Source organism: Mesorhizobium sp. M1004, from assembly GCF_040318795.1.
Taxonomy (GTDB): domain Bacteria; phylum Pseudomonadota; class Alphaproteobacteria; order Rhizobiales; family Rhizobiaceae; genus Mesorhizobium.
The window spans coordinates 1-17,542 of sequence record NZ_JAMYNB010000032.1 but is presented as its reverse complement, the minus strand read 5'-3'; the positions used below and the strand labels follow the sequence as shown (position 1 = coordinate 17,542).

The following is a 17,542-nucleotide window of genomic DNA, read 5'->3' as shown; positions in this document are numbered from 1 at the left end:
CAGCGCCCGTGATCATGTTCTTCACATAGTCGGCGTGGCCGGGGCAGTCGACATGGGCATAATGGCGCGCTGCCGTCTCGTATTCGACGTGCGCCGTCGAAATGGTGATGCCGCGGGCCTTCTCTTCGGGCGCCGCATCGATCTGGTCGTAGCGCTTGTACTCGCCAAAATACTTCGTGATCGCCGCCGTCAGCGACGTCTTGCCATGATCGACGTGGCCAATCGTGCCAATGTTCACATGAGGCTTGTTACGCTCGAATTTACCTTTTGCCATAGTCTCTTTCCTTGGACGGCCTTGACCTTCAGTTCAGTCGAATGCGGGGCGATTAGCGACTACGGCCGAAAAACACAAGTGCCTTGTGGCCGGGTGCGCTGTCCACTCGGTGCGAACCGATGATCCGATTGCGGGATGTGGCGCTGATATAGGAACGCGCGAGCGGAAATGAAATGGGGGCTGCGGGCTCCAGCACCTGTTTGCTATTCCCGCCCATGTCCTGTCCCGCCCATGTCCTGGCCTTTGCCTGCCGGATGTGCAGCCAGCGCCTGGCCCATTGCCGCTACGGCGGCGGTCTGATTTGGTTGCCCCATGCAATTCATACCGACCTCCATACGCGGCCCGCTGTTCATGATCGTTTCGACGGGGTCGTACCTCGTCAACGACACGATGATGAAACTCGCGACCGCGGGCTTGCCGTCCTATGAAGTGCTGTTCCTGCGCGGGGTCGCGGCCACGCTATGGGGCATGCCGCTGCTGTTCCTGCTGGGCTATGGCAGGCAGATTCCATTGATCTTCGACAAACGCGTGCTGCGCCGCAACCTGCTCGAGCTGGCGGCCATCCTTTGCTACGTCGTGGCGCTGGCCAACATGCAGATCGCCGATTCGACCGCGCTCGGGCAGATCACCCCGCTTTTGATGCTGGTCGGCTCCTCCATCCTGTTCGGCGAACGGATCGGCGGCGTGCGCATGGCGCTGATCGGGCTTGGCTTCATCGGTGCGCTCATGGTGGCCCAGCCGACCATGCAGGGCATCTCGGTCTATGCGTTGCTGGCGCTCGGCAACGCGGCATTGGCGGCGGCGCGCGATCTTGCCGGCAGGCGGGTCGCGGCCGAGGTGCCGGGCATGATCGTCGCCATTTCCGCCGTTGTGGTGGTGCTGATCGGCGCGGGCGCCGCGCATCTCGTTTCCGAGCGCTGGGTCATGCCGGAAGCCCGGCACCTGCTGCTCATGGCCGGCGCCGGATTCTTCCTGATCTTCGGCCATTTCTTCATCTTCATGGCCTATCGCGTCGGTCCGACCGGCGTGGTGGCGCCGTTCTACTACTGCTTCACCGTCTGGGCGGTCATCTCAGGCGTTCTGGTGTTCGGCCAGTTCCCGAATGCCCTGGCGGTCTGCGGCATCCTGCTGGTGGTCGCGAGCGGGCTGACCATCGTCTCGCTTGATGAACGCAAGCGCAGGCTGACCGTCGTCGCCTGACCTTCAAGTCAACGCGTCGAAGCAGGTTTGGCCGACCTGCGGTCGGCCAGTCGGCAGACTGGCGCCTAAAGCGTTCGCTTGCCGGAGAACTGGTGATAGGCCCACAGCACGACCACCGCGCCGATGATGGCGACGATCAGGCTCCAGATGTTGAGGCCGGTCACACCCGTGGCGCCAAAGGCGCTGAAGATCAGCCCTCCGACGATGGCGCCGACAATGCCGAGCACGATATCCATGATCAGGCCCTGGCCGGTCTTGTTGACGATCTTGCTGCCGATAAAGCCGGCGATGACGCCGAGGATGATCCAGCTGATAATGCTCATTTTTCCTCTCCATTCCCCGCCCGCCGATCATGGTCACATGATTGTCAAAAGCTCAAGCCAACTTGAAATTCCGCCCGCATGGTCCATTGTAGCCGGCGGGACGGGCTTGGTCGTTATGGAGGATTGACCTATGGGACTTTTTGACAACGCCGTGCCCGGCGGCAACATCACCAAACCGCTGATGATCGCGCTCGGCGCGCTGCTGGTGGGAAAGATGCTGAGCGGCAGAAGCGCCGAACAGACGAGTGCCGAAGAGACGGGCGAGCCCGCCCAGCCTCAAACGCCAGCCCCCACCGGAACCACGGCCTCAGGCGACGGCGGCCTGCTTGGCGGACTGGGCGGACTGCTCGACAAGCTCAAGAATGCCGGCCAAGGCAATGTTGCTGACTCATGGGTCGGCACCGGGCAGAACCAGCCGATCAACGCCAATGATCTGGGCAAGGCGATCGGCCCGCAGGTCATTCGAGAGATCGCGCAAAGGACCGGACTGGACGAGCAGGAGTTGCTCAAGCAATTGTCCACAGCCCTGCCCGGCATTGTCGACAGACTGACGCCGAACGGACAGGTGCCGCAGCAACACCAGGTCGCGTCCGCTTTCAACAGCTAGACTTCTGCGCCTGCATCACGCGCAAACACGCCCGGCACCGCCTTGCGGCTGTCGGGCGTTGCTCCGACCAGCGCGGCGAACCGCCTGGCAGTCGACGCATCGACCGGCGTGTAGACGGAAACTGAGAAATCACTGTCGCGGCCGCCCGGCTGCAGCGTGGCGAAATCGAAGGACATCGCGCCGGCGACAGGGTGCCGGATGGATTTCCGCCAGATCGGTGGCTCGGCGATGTCGCGGCTGTTCCAGCACGTGGCGAACGCTTCGCTTGCCGCTTCCAGTGACGAAACCAGCGCAGCCAGCACCGGATCGCGAGTCATGGCGACAGTGGCAAGCCGGAACTGCGCCGCCGCCGAGCGCGAAACCTCCGGCCAGTCGACAAAGCGCTGCCGCCATTCCAGGTCGAGAAACAGCCGGGCGAGCAGGCTGCCGGACCACTCATCATCCGTCTCGAAATCCCCAAGCAGCACCGCCGCCGGATGGTTACAGGCGACGACCTGCCAGTAGCGATTGACGACATATGCCGGGTGCGGCGCCAGCCCGTCGAGCAGGCTGAGCAACGGCGCGCTGGGCAGGCCTTGCGCGCCGAGCCGGTTTCGCCAATCGAGATCGGGCCGCGCCAATTGGAAGAGATAGGCCTGCTCCGACCGGCTCAGTCTCAGCACCCGCGCCAGCGAGCGAAGCACCTGCGGCGACGCGTTCACCTCCCGTCCCTGCTCGAGCCAGGTGTACCAGGTGGTGCTGATCCCCGCCTCGGCGGCGACCTCTTCGCGCCTGAGGCCCGGCGCCCGGCGGCGGCCATTGGCGCCATCGATCCGCGGCAAGCGGTCCCGCCGCTCGCGCAGGAAGCGGGCAAGCTCATCGTGCCGTGGGCCGTCGTATGGCATGCAGTCACCTCCGATACCAGTATAAGCTATAGTCTTGTACTACTTTAAAGGAAAGCTAGGTTGCGGGCGATCGAACATCAGCCCACGGGACTTCGACAATGAATGCGCTCAATGAAATCCGTCAGATCGACTACACCGTCATCTTCGCCCGCGACATGGCCGCCATGCGGCACTTCTACGGGGATGTGATGGAATTTGATCTGCAGCGCGAACTCGGCGACAGGTGGATCGAATATCGGGTCGGCCCGAACACGCTGGCCTTGACCAGCCTCGGCATGATGTTCAACGACACGCCGCAGCAGCGGGATGCGCTGTCGCTTCAGCTGGCATTCCGGGTGGCGCCGGAGATGGTCGCTGCTTGCGCCGAGGCGCTTCAGGCCAAGGGCGTGCAGCCGGTCCTGCCGCTCACCGACCAGGAATGGGGCCACAGGACAGTGTTCTTCCGCGATCCGGACGGCAACGTTGTCGAGATATTCGCTGAGATCTGATGCGGAGTGGGGAGTTTGGAGCGGGTAGCGGGAATCGAACCCGCATATTCAGCTTGGAAGGCTGCTGCTCTACCACTGAGCTATACCCGCATCGTCCTCAAGGTTCGCGGGCTGGCAGTGGTGGAGAGGGTTGGATTCGAACCAACGTAAGCTAAGCTAACGGATTTACAGTCCGTCCCCTTTAACCACTCGGGCACCTCTCCAGCCTGCCGTCGAAGCCTTGCAACGAGGCATTCTCGCCGATCAGGTCGAAACCAGGGTTTTGTCCGAAATCAGCGAAGCGCCTTATGGCGGCAAGGCCAGTGGGTGTCAACCGCACCGCAAGGCAAAATGCGCTGATTTTGACAGCTCACCCGGCAAGCCGGCTTTCTGCCTGTATCCATGGCCCGGCGACGCGGCTATAGAAGCCGGCCATGAGCAATGACAACACGTCCAAGACCGCCAAAGACACCCACTACGCCAAGCTGCGTCGCGCTCATCGCGACGAGAAGGCCGGCGGCGCGCCTGCCTTCCGGCCGCGCCAGCCGGTGCCGCCGGGCGAGAACGCCGCCGACGGGCTGGTGCGGCTTTATGGCCTGCACACGGTGCGCGCCGCGCTCGACAATCCGCGCCGGCGGATCAGAAAGATGTTGGTGACGCGCAATGCCGCCGAGCGGCTGGCGATCGCCGACCTCGCCGCTTTGCCGTTCAAGGCCGAACTGGTCGAGCCGAAGGACATCGACAAGATCACCGGTTCGGACGCCGTCCACCAGGGCGTGCTGATCGAGGCCGAGCCGCTGAAGCCCAAGCGCCTTGACGCGCTCGGCGATACCAAACTGGTGCTGGTGCTCGACCAGGTCACCGACCCGCACAATGTCGGCGCCATCCTGCGCTCGGCGGTCGCCTTCGGCGCCGGTGCGCTGATCACCACGGCCCGCCACAGCCCGCAGGAATCCGGCGTGCTGGCCAAATCCGCCTCCGGCGCGCTGGAACATATCGACCAGGTCGAGGTGAAGAACCTCGCCGACGCGCTGGAACAGCTGCACGAAGCCGGCTTCCAGACCATCGGCCTCGATTCGGACGGGCCGGCCGAACTCGAAACGAGTTTTTCAGGCAAAAAGATAGCCCTGGTGCTCGGCGCCGAAGGCAAGGGCCTGCGCCAGAAGACGCGCGAGACGGTGACGACACTCGCCCGCCTCGACATGCCCGGCGCCATCCGCTCGCTCAACGTGTCGAACGCCGCGGCGGTGAGCCTTTATGCGGCACGGAAGTTCCTTGGAAAGTGAATAGTGAATGCTGAATGGAAAGCGTTCTTACCGTCACCGTTCACTATTCACCCACTTCATGCCCCGCCATCCGCTCCAGCGCCCGCACCAGCGCCGAATGATCCTCTTTCGCCCCGCCATTCGCCGCGCACGAGTTGAACAGCTGCTGCGTCGTCGAGGTGTTGGGCAATGAGACGCCGAGCGCCTTGGCGCCTTCCAGCGCCAGGCTGAGATCCTTCTGGTGCAGTTCGATGCGGAAGCCCGGCGCGAAGGTGCGCTTTATCATGCGCTCGCCATGCACCTCGAGGATGCGCGATGCCGCCAGCCCGCCCATCAGCGCCTGCCGGACCTTGGCGGGGTCGGCGCCGGCTTTTGCGGCAAAGACCAGCGCCTCGGCGACCGCCTCGATGGTCAGGGCTACGACGATCTGGTTGGCAACCTTGGTGGTCTGGCCGACGCCGTTCGGGCCGACAAGCGTGACGTTCTTGCCCATCTTTTCGAACACGGGCTTGGCGCGCTCGAACGCCTTGTCCTCGCCGCCGACCATGATGGTCAGGGACGCCGCCTTTGCGCCGACCTCGCCGCCCGACACCGGCGCGTCAAGATAGTCGCAGCCGAGATCGTTGATTTTCTTGGCGAAAACCTTGGTCTCGATCGGCGAGATCGAGCTCATGTCGATGACCAGCTTGCCCTTGCTCAGGCCGGAAGCGACACCGTTCTCGCCGAACAGCACCTCGGCTACCTGCGGGGTGTCGGGAACCATGGTGATGATGATATCCGCGGCCTTCGCCACTGCCGCGTGGCCGGTGATGCTTCTCAAGCCCTTGGCGACGAGATCGGCCGGCGGCTTCGAGCGGTGGTCGCTGGCAATGACGGCGTAGCCGGCATCCAGGAGATGCCCCGCCATCGGCGCGCCCATGATGCCAAGGCCGATGAAGCCGATGGTTTCCATTGTTTTCTCCTTTGTTGAGGCTGAGTTCCTTCGCGCCCCCTCTGGCCTGCCGGCCATCTCCCCCACTTGTGGGGAGATTGGCAGTTTCGGCGCCTCGCTCACCCTGCAATGTTGGGGAGCGAAAGCCGGGATGACGTCCGATCTCCCCACCTGTGGGGGAGATGGCCGGCAGGCCAGAGGGGGGCGCGAAGGAACGCGACTTCAATCGTAACAGCTAAGCCGCGGCACTCCCCTGCCCGTTAAGCTCCCGAAACCACCCCAGCCCAGCCTCCGTCCCCGCCTTCGGTTTGTATTCCGCTCCGACCCAGCCGGAATAGCCGATCCTGTCGATATGCTCGTAGAGGAAGGGATAATTGATCTCGCCCGTCCCCGGCTCGTGACGGCCGGGATTGTCCGCAAGCTGGATATGCGCGATGCGGCCGAGGTTGGCCTCGATGGTACGGGCGAGATCCCCCTCCATGATCTGCATGTGATAGATGTCGTATTGCAGGAACAGGTTCTTCGAACCGACGCGCTCGATCAGCGCCAGCGCCTGCTCCGAATAGTTCAGGAAAAAACCCGGTATGTCGCGCGTGTTGATCGGCTCGATCAAAAGCCGGATGCCGGCCTGCTCCAGTTTCTCGGCTGCAAACGCGAGGTTCTCGGCTAAAGTATTTTCCAGCACCGAACGATCCACGCCCTGCGGCGCGATGCCGGCGAGGCAATTGACCTGCTCGCAGCCGAGCGCATGGGCATAGCTGATCGCCTTGGCGATGCCTTGCCGGAATTCCGGCGCGCGGTCGGGCAAAACCGCGATGCCGCGCTCGCCGTTGCCCCAGTCGCCGGCCGGGAGGTTGAACAGCACCTGTGTCAGGCCGTTCTTCTTCAGCCGGGCCGCGACCACGTCAGGCGTATGATCATAGGGGCCGATATATTCGACGCCCTTGAAGCCGGCGCGGGCTGCGGCATCGAAGCGATCGAGGAACTCATGCTCGCCAAAGAGCATCGACAGATTGGCTGAAAAACGCGGCATTCTTTTTCTCCTTCTTCTGCTTGGCCCTAGGCGTGTTGAGATTCAGGTCGGGCAGAGTCGAAAACGGTGACTTTCGAAAACCGGAGCGGAACGTACTTTCTGTACGTGAGCACCGGAAGCGCAGGAAGGCGCCGTTTGCAGGCCTGTCTCACCTGAATATCGGCGCGCCTAATCGAGCAACACAATCGCCGTTGGCGCATCCTCATGGCTTTCGGCAAGGTCCTCGAATTCGGTGATCTTGTCGATTTCCGTGCCCATGGAAATGTTGGTGACGCGCTCGAGGATGAATTCGAGCACCACCGGCACCTGGTATTCCTTCATCAGCCGCTGCGCTTCCTTGAACGCGCCGGCGAACTCTTCCGGTTTGCGCACCCGGACCGCCTTGCAGCCCATCGCTTCTGCGACCGCGACATGATCGACGCCGTAGCCGGCCTCCGGATCGTTGGCGCGGTTGACGTTCTCGAAGGCCAGGCTCACCTCGAAATCCATCGCAAAACCGCGCTGCGCCTGGCGGATCAGGCCGAGATAGGCATTGTTCACGACGACATGGATATACGGCAGTTTGTGCTGTGCGCCGGCCGCCAGTTCCTCGATCATGAACTGGAAGTCGTAGTCGCCCGACAGCGCCACGATGGTGCGATCCGGATCGGCGGCGCGCACGCCAAGCGCTGCCGGCAGCGTCCAGCCGAGCGGGCCGGCCTGGCCGCAATTGATCCAGTTGCGCGGCTTGTAGACATGCAGGAACTGCGCCCCGGCGATCTGCGAGAGGCCGATCGTGGTGACGTAGGTGGTGTCACGGCCGAACGACTTGTTCATCTCCTCATAGACGCGCTGCGGCTTCAGCGGCACCTGCTCGAAATGCGTCTTGCGCTTCATCGTCTTCTTGCGGGTCTGGCATTCCTTCGCCCAGCCCGACCAGTCGCGCAGCTTTCCTGCCGTCTTCCATTCGGTGGCGACGTCGAGCAGCATCTTTAGTGCCGCACCGGCGTCCGAGACGACGCCGAGATCCGGCGCGAACACCCGGCCGATCTGGGTCGGTTCGATGTCGACATGGATGAATTTCTTGCCCTTGGTGTAGACATCGACCGAACCGGTGTGGCGGTTGGCCCAGCGATTGCCGATGCCAAAGACGAAATCGGCTTCCAACATCGTCGCATTGCCGTAGCGATGCGAGGTCTGCAGCCCGCACATGCCGGCCATCAGCCGGTGGTCGTCGGGGATCGCGCCCCAGCCCATTAGCGTCGGGATGACCGGCACGCCCGTTATCTCGGCAAATTCGATCAACAGATCCGACGCATCGGCGTTGATGATGCCGCCGCCGGCGACGATCAGCGGCTTTTCCGCGGCATTGAGCATCGCCAAGGCCTTTTCGGCCTGGGCGCGCGACATTGCCGGCTTGAACGGGACCAGCGGTTCATAGGCATCGATATCGAATTCGATCTCGGCCAATTGCACGTCGACCGGCAGGTCGATGAGCACCGGGCCCGGTCGCGACGAGCGCATCAGGTGAAATGCCTTCTGCAGCGCCATCGGCACGAGATAGGGCTCCATGACCGTGACCGCCCATTTGGCGACGGGTGCGGCTATGGCGGCGATATCGACAGCCTGGAAATCCTCCTTGTTGAGCCGTGCCCGCGGCGCCTGACCAGTGATGCACAGGATCGGGATGGAGTCCGCCGCCGCCGAATAGAGCCCGGTGACCATGTCGGTGCCGGCCGGGCCCGACGTGCCGATGCACAGCCCGATATTGCCTGATTTAGCTCTCGTGTAGCCCTCGGCCATATGCGAGGCCGCCTCGACATGGCGCGCCAGGATGTGGCGGATCGAGCCCCTCGCCTTCAGCGCCGAATAGAACGGATTGATCGCCGCGCCCGGCACGCCGAAGCCGCAGGAAATGCCTTCCTTTTCGAGAACGAGAACCGCTGCATCGACAGCGCGCATCCTGGCCATGTCCAGCCTCCTCAAGATTGTTGGTTGGTTGACAATGCCAGTGTCGTTTTCATTTTTCAATTTTTTCAGAATAATTTTTCATTTCGAGAAAACCCCTTCTATACACTGATTCCACTGGCTTTTTCGTTTTCCATGAATCCGGCCATCAAAATTGATGAAAAAGTTTTTCATTGCGATTTCGGCGAAACCGGCGACAATGCCGCCATGGAAACCAGCGAAAAACGCCAGCGCGGCCGGCCGCGCGCTTTCAACGGTCCGTCCGAGGCCGGTTCTGTACAGTCGCTCGACCGGGCCTTGCGCATCTTGGCCATCGTCGCCGAAGGCAGTGGCCTGTCGCTGAGCGAGATTTCGGCGCGCAGCGAGCTTGCGGCGTCCACCGCCTATCGCATGCTGACGACGCTGCAGAACCACGGGATGGTCGAGTTCGATACATCGGACCAGCTGTGGTCGATCGGCGTCGAGACCTACCGCATGGGTGCCGCCTTCCTGCGCCGCCGCAAGCTTGTCGACCGGGCCCGCGTGGTCATGCAGGAATTGATGGAGAAGACCGGTGAAACCGCCAATCTCGGCGTCGCCGAGGACGATTGCGTCGTTTTCGTCAGCCAGGTCGAGACCCATCAGGCGATCCGCGCCTTCTTCCGCCCGGGCACGCGCAGCTCCTTCCATGCCTCGGGCATCGGCAAGGCGGTGCTGGCGCAGCTCGAGCCGGAACGCGTCGCCGCCATCCTGCGCAAGTCGGGCCTGCAGCGCTTCACCGACAAGACGCTGTCCGACATTTCGGCGCTGGCCCATGACCTGGCTGTCATCAAGCACCGCGGCTGGTCGGTCGACGACGAGGAGCGGCATCCCGGCATGCGCTGCGTGGCCGCCGCCATTTTCAACGAGTTCGGCGAGCCGATCGGCGGTGTCTCGGTCTCCGGACCGACGGTGCGGGTGACGATGGAGCGGCTGGACGAGATCGGGCCGCTGGTGCGCGACGCCGCCGCTGAGGTGACGAGGATGATCGGCGGGTTCCAATTATAATGCGGAGAACGCTTCAGCTTTTGCTCGCCGCTTCACTGTGCGGATGCGTGGCGACGGCGCCCGAGCCCGCCCCTGTCTCCCAGCAAGTCAGCGAGATTCCGATCTCGCTCGCTTTGGAGGAGACAATCACGATCGGCATTCGCCAGCATTTACAGGATCCTGTATCCGCCAAATTCGGGACGATGCGTGCCGGCGAGCGAACGCTCGACGGCCGCCGCGAAATCCTGGTCTGCGGCCATGTCGCTGCAAAGACGTCGTCCGGTGGTCATACAACAGACCAACCGTTCGCCGCCAAGATCTATCCGGATGAAGGAAGCAGCTTCGAACTCATCGCCATGGGGGATCAATCGCAGAATGCGAGTGTTGCCCGCATCTGCCGTGCAGCGGGATTGCCGATCTCCGAACCGTAGCCCGCACCGCGGCGAGCTCAAATCAGGAAGGAGGGGCTGCGTACAGCCCCTCCTTTCCGTGTGGGGGTGCCTCCTCTTAAAGGCGGCAATAGTGGCGGTAGCCGTCGTAGCCGACATAGGTGTCGGAGTACGGATCGTAACTGGCGTAGCGATTGGCGCAGCGGCGGACGTGCCAGGAGCCACCCTCGTCGTCGACATAGACGGTGCGGGGCTGCTGGTTGAGCAGGCTGCCGAGCACGAAGCCGCCGACGCCGGCGGCGATGCCGATGCCGATTTCGCGGTTGTGGTGATGGCTGTGGGCGGCCGACGGCTGGACGGTGCCGACCAGCGAGGTGGCGGCGACGGTGCTGGCGATGAGGGCAGAAGCGATTTTGCGCGTGAACATGACGATCTCCTTGTTTCGTTGCGAGAGGCGATCCATCCGCCTCTTGATCATCAGTCGTTTCGGCGCGGAAAAAGGTTCGAAAGAATTTGGGATTTTCTTGAAGGCTGGAAATCAGCCGATGGAAACCATGATCTGATCGATCGAGCGCTCAACGCAAAAAAGGGCGGCTGAAGCCGCCCTTTCCGCGAGGCAGGTCGTCTCGCTCAAAGGAAGATGATCACCTTCCCGTGGTGATGATGATGCTTGTGGTGATGATGCTTGTGGTGATGGTTCCACCACCACCAGGGCTTGTCGTGGTGCTTGTGATGGTGGTGATGATGGCTGTGAGCGGAGGACGACTGCACGGTACCGGCGAGCGCGCCGGTGGCGACGAAGATGGCGACCAGGCCCGAAGTAAGACTGCGCTTCAACATGATGATCTCCTTGATCGAGGCGACCATTCGCCTCTGGAGATCAGTCGCGGTGACGTGGTGAAAGGTTCGAGGTTTTGAGCGAGTAGTGAGTAGTCAATGGTCCGAAAGGCGTTCGCCCATTCACCATTCACCATTCATCCCCATCCCAGTCACATGCCGCAGCCAAAACGCCATCGCGATAAAACCGACGATGGCGGCGATGCCGGTCCAGTCGACATTGGCGCTCTTCACGTCCCTGATGAGCTTTACCGCAAGCAGCCAGGCAATGACGACAAGCGGCAGGATGATGACAAGTCTGATCATGCGACACCCCGTTCGATGCGTTTGCACCTGAGAGATATGTAGGGATCGCATTGGCGGTTTTCAGCATGGCGGCCCGCCCACCTCGGCGGGGTCCATTAGCGATCGAAAACGGAGTTTTGTCTTTACTGGCGCACGAAATATGCTAACCGGAGCGCCGTGCCCTTGTAGCTCAGCTGGTAGAGCAGCGGTTTTGTAAACCGAAGGTCGGCGGTTCGATTCCGTCCGGGGGCACCACCCTTCGCTCTTCGAGCTTCGGGTGGCAGGCCACTCGAAGCTCGTTAGTCGAAGGAGGACTGCCGACGGTTCTATTCGGCGGAGCTGGCAGCACGACATCAGGCCAACTCGCAGCCGTCGGACCTTCTAGGAAAATGTGGCAGCCTGTATGGCTGCCGTATCGCCGAACGTGTTCCTCACCCTAACCGACCTGTAGACGTAGGCGGCCCAGATCCCTGTGACTATGAAGGATGCCAAAGGTGTAACCAGAGCTCCTCCGGCAAGCAAACGGTTTACCGGGACACCCAGAACAGTCGATATCCAAACTGTGTCCAGTACGAATAAGAGAGGGATCGCGAACCACAGACATATGAACAGCTGCGGAAAGCGGTGGCTTCGCCGCAGCATCGAAACAAGCACGACCAGCTGAAGCACCAGAAATGCCAGATTGAGGGCTGCCTCGCCATAGATGGCCAAGGCCCCGTTGGGCACTGTAACAAGCTGTTGGTAGGTTTTGACCAGACTGGCCATATCGACAAGTGTGCGCAACGGCGAAAGGGACAGGCTGATCGCCAGCAGGATCAGCCAGCCGCCGAACCCCACGAGGTCATCTGGGCTCTGTGACGATTTGCGCGACGACCGGACGGCGAAGAAAACCGGCACGCCAATCAGCAACAGAAGTATCGCCCAATGCCACATTTACCCACCCTCGAATACATCCCTGGGTTGTTTAGCTCGCACCTCTGGATTGTGCAAGCGTTTTTACAGAGATCAAGGCATCGTAGAGATTTTCGGGTTTAGGTTTGCAGAGGACGCTTTCGTCGCTCGCAATGGCCGCATCTCACCCCAAGTCAAAATGCCGCGGAAAGGCCTTGTGCAGCAGGAGCAGCATGGTCTTGCGCAGCACGTCGGTGTCGCGGCTGGACGGGTTGAGATGGTCCCAATACCAGGCGCCATGCACCAGATAGTTCAGGCTCTCCGACAGCGTGTCTATGTCGACGCCGGTGTAACCGCCGCTGCGTGAAATCTCGATCAGCAGCTCGCGCGCTTCGGCCGTGTAGGCGAGATCGCTCGGCAGGCCGATTTCATTGTAGATCTGCATGCTCTTGCGGTCGCTGGAAAACACGACGAAGACCGAGACCCATTTCGGATGCTGCCGGGCAAAGCGCTGCGCGCAATCGACCGCGCCCAACACCCGCTCGACCGGCGACAGGCCGGGCGCCCGCACCAGCGTCAGCCACAGCGCGTCATATTGGTCGCTGAGATATTGCAGGACGGCCCGGAACAGGTTCTCCTTGCTGCGAAAATGAAAGACCACCAGTGCGTTGGACGAGCCGACATGCTCGGCAATGCGCTGCATGGTGACGCTGGCCAGCCCCTCCTCCGCGATGAGCTCGATGGTGGCGTCGATGATGCGCTGGACGCTCGCTTCGCCGCGCTCGCGCCGGCGGTCCTTGGGCGCGGCGTCGTTCGCCGCACCCTTGGCCGCCTTGCTTTTTCCCGCATCCGGAGTGGCTATGCGTTGCGCCATTGTCGTCAGGCCTTTCCCCGGCGGCCGAAACATCCCGCCGCTGCCTTGGCATGCCGGCGCCCTGCGGACTCACAGCGCCGGGCGTGTCCCGGCATTCGTGTACCACTGACCACGAGCCGTCTCATAGGCCATACCCGCCCGGAACACGTCAGCGTCGCTATAGGTGCGGCCGACAATCTGGATGCCTGTCGGCACGCCGTTGGCGGCGCGGCCCGACGGGATCGACAGAACCGGGCAGCGGCTCAGCATGTTGAACGGCGTCGTCATCACCCAGCCCAGCGACGGGTTCACCTCTCGTCCATTGATCTCGACCTTGCCTTTGGTCTGATCGAATTCCGCCGGCACTGCGGGAAGCGCATTGGTCGGGCAGATCAGCACGTCGTATTTTTCCAGCAAAGGCCCCAGCGTCAGGTACATCCTGGCCGCCACATCGAGCGTCGCGACAAAATCCGTCGCCTTCGACTTCTGCCCGTCCTGCGCGAACTGCCTGGCATAGCTGGTCATGTCCTTGCCGTTCTTGGCGAGCAGCGGCGACAGCGAGGCGCCGAAGAGATGTTCGAGATAGGCCATGCCGGCCTTGAGCACCTCGTCGCCCCAGCCGAGGTCCACCTCCTCGACGGTGGCGCCGAGCGAGCGGAACACATCGCAGGCAGCGAGCGTGTTCTTGCGCACGTCCGCATCCACCTCGAAGGACCCGAGATCCATGGAGAATGCGATCTTCCAACCCTTGATCGGCTTGTAGTCGAGCGGCAGGCGCAGTTTCGGGCGCAGCGTGGCGATGTCGAGCGGGCTCGGCCCGGCCATGACGTTCTGCAGCAGGATCGCATCCCCGACGTTTCGGGCCAAGGGCCCGGTGTGGCAGAAAAAATCGAGATTGAACGGCGGCTCATCGGGATTGCGGCCGTAAGGCGGCTTGAAGCCGACCAGGCCGCAGGCCGAGGCAGGGATGCGGATTGAGCCCGCTATGTCCGAGCCGGTTGCGATCGACGACGTGCCGGAGGCCAGCGTTGCCGCCGAACCGCCCGACGAACCGCCCGGCGTGAAATCCGGGTTCCAGGGGTTGCGCGTGACGCCCCAGCGCTTCGACCAGGTATAACCGGCGCAGCTGAATTCGGGCGTCGCGGTGCGGGCGTGGACGATGCCGCCGGCCTTCATGACACGCTCGTTCATGGTCGAGGTATGGCCGCCAATGGCGTCCCCGGACAGCAGCGAGCCATGCGAGGTCGGCTTGCCCTTGATGTAGCTCTCATCCTTGATGCCGATCGGCAGGCCCTCGAGCGCGCCGGTCCTGGCGCCTCTGGCGTATTTCGCCTCGGCTTTTCTGGCGAGATCCATCGCCTCGTCGAAATGCGTGAAGGTGAGGCAGTTGATCGTCGCCTTGGTTGCCTCGGCGCGGCGGATGGTGGCCTGCATCAGTTCCAGAGGCGACAGTTTCTTCGCCTTGAACAGCCGCAACGCCTCGCTGGCCGGCATGTAGCAAAAGTCGAGATCGGACATAAAAAATCTCCCGCGGCGGCTTTACGGCATCTGGCATTGGGGATGGCCGAGCCGCGATGCGCGGCCCGATGTTGGTCAGCTTCGGCCGGCGGCGCTGCTATTTCTGCAGATCGGTCCAGATCCTGGTGTAGAGCGCCTGGACGTCGGCGGGACAGGCCGACATGAATTGGCCCTTGTCGGCAAATTCGGCCGGAACATCCACTTCGGGCGCGCCCTTCATATCGGCCGGCAGGAAGGGCTCGGAGCCCTTGATGCCATTGGCGTAGTGCGCGAAGGCCGAGATCATCGCTGCATTCCTGGGGTCCATGATGAAATTCTGGAAGAGCTTGGCGTTCTCGACGTTCTTGGCATCCTTGAGCACCGCGACATTGTCCATCCAGATTGGAAAGCCCTCCTTGGGATAGCCGTAGACGATCTTGTCGTTCTCCAGCCGCTCGCGCAGCGATATGCCGTTCCAGTTGACGCCGGCGGCAATGTCGCCCCTGCCGAGACCGTCGACGGCCGCATAGTCGAGCGACAGCCATTTCGCTTTCGCCTCGATGAGCTTGTCATGCACCTTTTTCAAAAGCACCTTGTCGTCGGTGCAGTACTTACCGCCCTCATAGGCAATGGCGAGGAACATGATGTCTCCCATTTCGGGCACGACATTGATCTTGCCCGCGAGTTCCGGCGGCGGATCGAGGAAAATCGCCGAGGTGTTCGGATCGCCCGCATAGACCGATTTGTTGACCGAGATGCCGGTCGTGCCCCATTGCCACGGCACCGAATATTTGCGGCCGGGGTCGAACGGCACGTCGACCCATCTCGGATCGACGTTTCTAAAGTTCTCCATCGTGTTGGGATCGGTTTCCAAGAGCAGGCCTTCGCTGATCCAGATCGGCATCACGCTGGCCGATGGAACGACGATGTCATAGCCGGAAGCGCCCTGGCGGACCTTGGCCAGAGCCGTATCGTTGGAGTCGTAGTCGGTGACGGTAACCTTGACCTTGTAGGTTTCCTCGAACTTCTTGATCAGGTCCGGGCTGGTGTAGTTGCCCCAATTGTAGATTTGGAGTTCGCCCTCGGCGCGGGCAATGCCGGTCATCGCCAGCAGCGACAGGCCGAGCGCCGTGGCGGTCGATTTCAACTGCATGCTTGTGTCTCCCATTGTTGGGACCGGCGGGATTGCGCCTCGAGTCCCTAAGTTCCCTTCGTCCTGGTGATCATTCACCGGCGAATGCCGGCTGACCAACTCGGTATCTCGGGCAACGGTATTAATTACTAAACATACAGTCAATATCTTTTAGCGACACAACTGCATCATCGGCACCGGCAGTGCGCCGGCGAAGCCGACATGATATGGTCAAGGTTGGGCCATTGATGAATTGGGGCAAGCCGTGGCGTGAGCGCCGCAGCCTGCAGGGCTTGGATCACGGTCATGCGCCTTTTTCTGGCGGTCGTGCTGCTGATGACCATGGCGCTCTTCTCCGCTGCGCGCGGCGAAGAGCGGATAGCGCTGGTTGTCGCCAATCCGGCCTCTGAGGGCTCACCGGCAATCGCCAACGCCGACCTCAGTGCCGAACTCGTTGCAGCGACACTACGATCGCTTGGCTTCACCGTCCGGCAGGTGTCGGATGGCGACCGCGCCGATGTCGCGCGCGCCATGCATGATTTCGCCCAATCCCTGGCCAAACCGGACTCCGTCGGCATCTTCTACTATGTCGGCCACACCGCGCAGGCCAACGGCAGGAACTATTTACTGACGCGCGGCACCCGGATCGATTCAAAGGAAACGGTCGACCAGACGGCATTGCCCCTCGATCTGTTCATGCAGGCGCTCGAGGCAACCCCGACATTGAAGGTGGTTCTGCTCGACAATCCCGGCGATGGCCACAACCCTACTTCCGGCGTGATGCAGGGTCTGGCGGCGGTCGATCCCCTCACCCACGCCATCGTCGCTCTGTCGCCCAAACCCGGAACCGTTGCACTGGACGAAGCCCGCCCCGTCACCGTATTTGCCGATGCGCTCACCGCTGCGCTGGTCAAGCGCGGCGCGGACATAGCCATCATCCTCGCCTCGGTCAGGCAAACCACTATCGACAAAACGTCAGGCGCCCAGTGGCCATGGATGGCATATGGCCGCTCGGCAGACGCTGCCTTTGTGCTGACGCCGGACCAGGTGGCCGGCGCGTCACCGGCGCTGCCGCTTGTACCGGAACCGGCACCGCCGGCGATGGCGAGCGGCGGCTACATCTCCGGGAGTGGCGGTTGGGAGCCTGATGGCAGCGACTACGCCGATGGCAGCGGTCAGGAGCCCTACCCCATGGACGTTGCCCCGGGCTCCGGCAGTCCCGATGCCGCGATGGGCGACAGCGCCAAGGAGGCGGCGCTCTACGAGGAATACAAACGCCAGGAACAGCAGCGCCAATTGCAGGAAGAGCAGGCTCGGCAACGATACGAAGAGGAAAAGCAACGTCTTGAAGACGCAGCTGCGGCCGCTGCCCAGAACAATCTCGGCGGGACCTATCCGCAGGATGGCGGAGCCACCGGCGCCGAACCGCCCCCCGATAAGGCCATAGGCGCTAAGATAGGTAGTGCCCTGCGGAATCGGGTGTGATTCTACACTGCGATGACACACGAAACGGCTGGGCCGAGACGATTGAGCTTCTGGGCGGCGAAGAGTTGATCGCAGGAAGTGCCCGCGAGACGAAGGCGTTCCTGCGCCCGCGGGGCGTCAGGTCGGCGAGCGATCTGTTGCGCCTGACACTGGCTTACTGCCTTGGCAAGGTTGGCATGCGGGGCGTCGTGGCCTGGGCGGCGGCGAGCGGGATTGCCGACATTTCGGACGTGGCGT

At 62.4% G+C, this 17,542-nt stretch carries 20 protein-coding genes, 3 tRNA genes and 1 pseudogene; 9 read left to right on the top strand and 15 right to left on the bottom strand.

Translation table 11 applies throughout. The annotated features are described in order from the left end of the window. Nucleotides 1-274 (bottom strand): GTP-binding protein (locus NKH54_RS32110; RefSeq protein ID WP_353029689.1); only part of this gene is annotated, 274 nt, incomplete at its 3' end. 312 nt (nucleotides 275-586) lie between these two features. On the opposite strand from NKH54_RS32110, the gene NKH54_RS32105 reads away from it, so the two are divergent. Beyond that, entirely contained in the window at nucleotides 587-1,474 is an 888-nt protein-coding gene (locus tag NKH54_RS32105; RefSeq protein WP_023681464.1) for a DMT family transporter, read from the top strand. A 65-nt stretch (nucleotides 1,475-1,539) separates the two neighbouring features. Here the strand turns inward: NKH54_RS32105 and NKH54_RS32100 are convergent, their stop codons facing one another. Further along, nucleotides 1,540-1,797: a GlsB/YeaQ/YmgE family stress response membrane protein gene (locus NKH54_RS32100; RefSeq protein ID WP_353029699.1), complete on the bottom strand. Its 258-nt coding sequence runs from the start codon at nucleotides 1,795-1,797 to the stop codon at nucleotides 1,540-1,542. A gap of 130 nt (nucleotides 1,798-1,927) precedes the next feature. Here NKH54_RS32100 and NKH54_RS32095 point away from each other — a divergent pair, with 130 nt between their 5' ends. After that, entirely contained in the window at nucleotides 1,928-2,404 is a 477-nt protein-coding gene (locus tag NKH54_RS32095) for a YidB family protein (RefSeq protein WP_023667447.1), read from the top strand. Here the strand turns inward: NKH54_RS32095 and NKH54_RS32090 are convergent. Then, entirely contained in the window at nucleotides 2,401-3,288 is an 888-nt protein-coding gene (locus NKH54_RS32090; RefSeq protein WP_023688410.1) for a helix-turn-helix transcriptional regulator, read from the bottom strand. The genes NKH54_RS32095 and NKH54_RS32090 overlap by 4 nt on opposite strands. Nucleotides 3,289-3,386: 98 nt before the next feature. Between NKH54_RS32090 and NKH54_RS32085 the strand changes: the two genes are divergently transcribed. Further along, a complete protein-coding gene (locus tag NKH54_RS32085) occupies nucleotides 3,387-3,776 on the top strand; it encodes a VOC family protein (protein ID WP_023688409.1) in 390 nt (129 codons plus the stop codon). A 16-nt stretch (nucleotides 3,777-3,792) separates the two neighbouring features. Here the strand turns inward: NKH54_RS32085 and NKH54_RS32080 are convergent. Both NKH54_RS32080 and NKH54_RS32075 read right to left on the bottom strand, forming a co-directional pair. Further along, nucleotides 3,793-3,866: transfer RNA gene (locus tag NKH54_RS32080), tRNA-Gly, on the bottom strand. A 28-nt stretch (nucleotides 3,867-3,894) separates the two neighbouring features. Then, nucleotides 3,895-3,979 (bottom strand) — tRNA-Tyr (locus NKH54_RS32075). A gap of 210 nt (nucleotides 3,980-4,189) precedes the next feature. On the opposite strand from NKH54_RS32075, the gene rlmB reads away from it, so the two are divergent. Next, nucleotides 4,190-5,041 carry a 23S rRNA (guanosine(2251)-2'-O)-methyltransferase RlmB gene (rlmB, locus tag NKH54_RS32070; protein ID WP_353029698.1) on the top strand — a complete coding sequence of 284 codons (852 nt, stop codon included), beginning with the start codon at nucleotides 4,190-4,192 and terminating at the stop codon, nucleotides 5,039-5,041. A 43-nt stretch (nucleotides 5,042-5,084) separates the two neighbouring features. Here rlmB and NKH54_RS32065 read toward each other — a convergent pair whose 3' ends face one another. From NKH54_RS32065 to gcl, 3 genes are all read right to left on the bottom strand, one after another. Next, nucleotides 5,085-5,972, bottom strand: a complete 888-nt coding sequence (locus NKH54_RS32065) for a 2-hydroxy-3-oxopropionate reductase (protein WP_023715772.1) — start codon at nucleotides 5,970-5,972, stop codon at nucleotides 5,085-5,087. Nucleotides 5,973-6,186: 214 nt separating this feature from the next. Further along, a complete protein-coding gene (hyi, locus tag NKH54_RS32060) occupies nucleotides 6,187-6,984 on the bottom strand; it encodes a hydroxypyruvate isomerase (RefSeq protein WP_023715773.1) in 798 nt (265 codons plus the stop codon). A 168-nt stretch (nucleotides 6,985-7,152) separates the two neighbouring features. Then, on the bottom strand, nucleotides 7,153-8,934 hold the full coding sequence (gene gcl, locus NKH54_RS32055) for a glyoxylate carboligase (RefSeq protein WP_353029697.1): 1,782 nt from the start codon (nucleotides 8,932-8,934) through the stop codon (nucleotides 7,153-7,155). A gap of 204 nt (nucleotides 8,935-9,138) precedes the next feature. On the opposite strand from gcl, the gene bhcR reads away from it, so the two are divergent. Together bhcR and NKH54_RS32045 are read left to right on the top strand one after the other, a co-directional pair. Then, the gene (bhcR, locus tag NKH54_RS32050) at nucleotides 9,139-9,957 is read left to right on the top strand and encodes an HTH-type transcriptional regulator BhcR (RefSeq protein ID WP_353029700.1); all 819 of its coding nucleotides are present in this window, start codon (nucleotides 9,139-9,141) and stop codon (nucleotides 9,955-9,957) included. Nucleotides 9,958-10,004: 47 nt separating this feature from the next. Further along, nucleotides 10,005-10,367, top strand: coding sequence for a hypothetical protein (locus NKH54_RS32045; protein WP_245259986.1), 363 nt, complete (start codon nucleotides 10,005-10,007; stop codon nucleotides 10,365-10,367). Nucleotides 10,368-10,443: 76 nt separating this feature from the next. On the opposite strand, the gene NKH54_RS32040 is transcribed toward NKH54_RS32045, so the two are convergent. From NKH54_RS32040 to NKH54_RS32030, 3 genes are all read right to left on the bottom strand, one after another. Continuing rightward, nucleotides 10,444-10,752 carry a BA14K family protein gene (locus NKH54_RS32040; protein WP_023667455.1) on the bottom strand — a complete coding sequence of 103 codons (309 nt, stop codon included), beginning with the start codon at nucleotides 10,750-10,752 and terminating at the stop codon, nucleotides 10,444-10,446. 203 nt (nucleotides 10,753-10,955) lie between these two features. After that, a complete protein-coding gene (locus tag NKH54_RS32035) occupies nucleotides 10,956-11,165 on the bottom strand; it encodes a hypothetical protein (protein ID WP_353029696.1) in 210 nt (69 codons plus the stop codon). 120 nt (nucleotides 11,166-11,285) lie between these two features. Then, complete coding sequence (locus tag NKH54_RS32030) at nucleotides 11,286-11,468, bottom strand: hypothetical protein (protein ID WP_023667458.1); 183 nt, start codon at nucleotides 11,466-11,468, stop codon at nucleotides 11,286-11,288. Between the two features lie 158 nt (nucleotides 11,469-11,626). On the opposite strand from NKH54_RS32030, the gene NKH54_RS32025 reads away from it, so the two are divergent. Next, nucleotides 11,627-11,702: transfer RNA gene (locus NKH54_RS32025), tRNA-Thr, on the top strand. 126 nt (nucleotides 11,703-11,828) lie between these two features. Here NKH54_RS32025 and NKH54_RS32020 read toward each other — a convergent pair. From NKH54_RS32020 to NKH54_RS32005, 4 genes are all read right to left on the bottom strand, one after another. Beyond that, on the bottom strand, nucleotides 11,829-12,356 hold the full coding sequence (locus NKH54_RS32020) for a DUF2569 family protein (RefSeq protein ID WP_245260196.1): 528 nt from the start codon (nucleotides 12,354-12,356) through the stop codon (nucleotides 11,829-11,831). A gap of 166 nt (nucleotides 12,357-12,522) precedes the next feature. Continuing rightward, a complete protein-coding gene (locus NKH54_RS32015) occupies nucleotides 12,523-13,212 on the bottom strand; it encodes a TetR/AcrR family transcriptional regulator (RefSeq protein WP_353029695.1) in 690 nt (229 codons plus the stop codon). Nucleotides 13,213-13,281: 69 nt separating this feature from the next. Then, complete coding sequence (locus NKH54_RS32010; RefSeq protein ID WP_353007950.1) at nucleotides 13,282-14,709, bottom strand: amidase; 1,428 nt, start codon at nucleotides 14,707-14,709, stop codon at nucleotides 13,282-13,284. A gap of 97 nt (nucleotides 14,710-14,806) precedes the next feature. Then, complete coding sequence (locus NKH54_RS32005) at nucleotides 14,807-15,841, bottom strand: extracellular solute-binding protein (protein ID WP_352499657.1); 1,035 nt, start codon at nucleotides 15,839-15,841, stop codon at nucleotides 14,807-14,809. Nucleotides 15,842-16,126: 285 nt separating this feature from the next. Between NKH54_RS32005 and NKH54_RS32000 the strand changes: the two genes are divergently transcribed. Together NKH54_RS32000 and NKH54_RS31995 are read left to right on the top strand one after the other, a co-directional pair. Further along, nucleotides 16,127-17,305 (top strand): caspase family protein, encoded by a 1,179-nt coding sequence (locus NKH54_RS32000; protein ID WP_353029694.1) that lies wholly within the window; start codon nucleotides 16,127-16,129, stop codon nucleotides 17,303-17,305. Beyond that, nucleotides 17,302-17,542: pseudogene (locus NKH54_RS31995) on the top strand (hypothetical protein); the annotation flags it as partial. The gene NKH54_RS32000 and the pseudogene NKH54_RS31995, both read left to right, overlap by 4 nt.

Coding starts and splice junctions, on each gene's coding strand:
- NKH54_RS32100 (WP_353029699.1), bottom strand. CDS start 1,797: ATGAGCATTATCAGCTGGATCATCCTCGGCGTCATCGCCGGCTTTATC.
- rlmB (WP_353029698.1), top strand. CDS start 4,190: ATGAGCAATGACAACACGTCCAAGACCGCCAAAGACACCCACTACGCC.
- NKH54_RS32105 (WP_023681464.1), top strand. CDS start 587: ATGCAATTCATACCGACCTCCATACGCGGCCCGCTGTTCATGATCGTT.
- NKH54_RS32065 (WP_023715772.1), bottom strand. CDS start 5,972: ATGGAAACCATCGGCTTCATCGGCCTTGGCATCATGGGCGCGCCGATG.
- NKH54_RS32010 (WP_353007950.1), bottom strand. CDS start 14,709: ATGTCCGATCTCGACTTTTGCTACATGCCGGCCAGCGAGGCGTTGCGG.
- NKH54_RS32090 (WP_023688410.1), bottom strand. CDS start 3,288: ATGCCATACGACGGCCCACGGCACGATGAGCTTGCCCGCTTCCTGCGC.
- bhcR (WP_353029700.1), top strand. CDS start 9,139: ATGGAAACCAGCGAAAAACGCCAGCGCGGCCGGCCGCGCGCTTTCAAC.
- NKH54_RS32095 (WP_023667447.1), top strand. CDS start 1,928: ATGGGACTTTTTGACAACGCCGTGCCCGGCGGCAACATCACCAAACCG.
- NKH54_RS32030 (WP_023667458.1), bottom strand. CDS start 11,468: ATGATCAGACTTGTCATCATCCTGCCGCTTGTCGTCATTGCCTGGCTG.
- NKH54_RS32015 (WP_353029695.1), bottom strand. CDS start 13,212: ATGGCGCAACGCATAGCCACTCCGGATGCGGGAAAAAGCAAGGCGGCC.
- NKH54_RS32035 (WP_353029696.1), bottom strand. CDS start 11,165: ATGTTGAAGCGCAGTCTTACTTCGGGCCTGGTCGCCATCTTCGTCGCC.
- gcl (WP_353029697.1), bottom strand. CDS start 8,934: ATGGCCAGGATGCGCGCTGTCGATGCAGCGGTTCTCGTTCTCGAAAAG.
- NKH54_RS32000 (WP_353029694.1), top strand. CDS start 16,127: ATGCGCCTTTTTCTGGCGGTCGTGCTGCTGATGACCATGGCGCTCTTC.
- NKH54_RS32040 (WP_023667455.1), bottom strand. CDS start 10,752: ATGTTCACGCGCAAAATCGCTTCTGCCCTCATCGCCAGCACCGTCGCC.
- NKH54_RS32005 (WP_352499657.1), bottom strand. CDS start 15,841: ATGCAGTTGAAATCGACCGCCACGGCGCTCGGCCTGTCGCTGCTGGCG.
- NKH54_RS32085 (WP_023688409.1), top strand. CDS start 3,387: ATGAATGCGCTCAATGAAATCCGTCAGATCGACTACACCGTCATCTTC.
- hyi (WP_023715773.1), bottom strand. CDS start 6,984: ATGCCGCGTTTTTCAGCCAATCTGTCGATGCTCTTTGGCGAGCATGAG.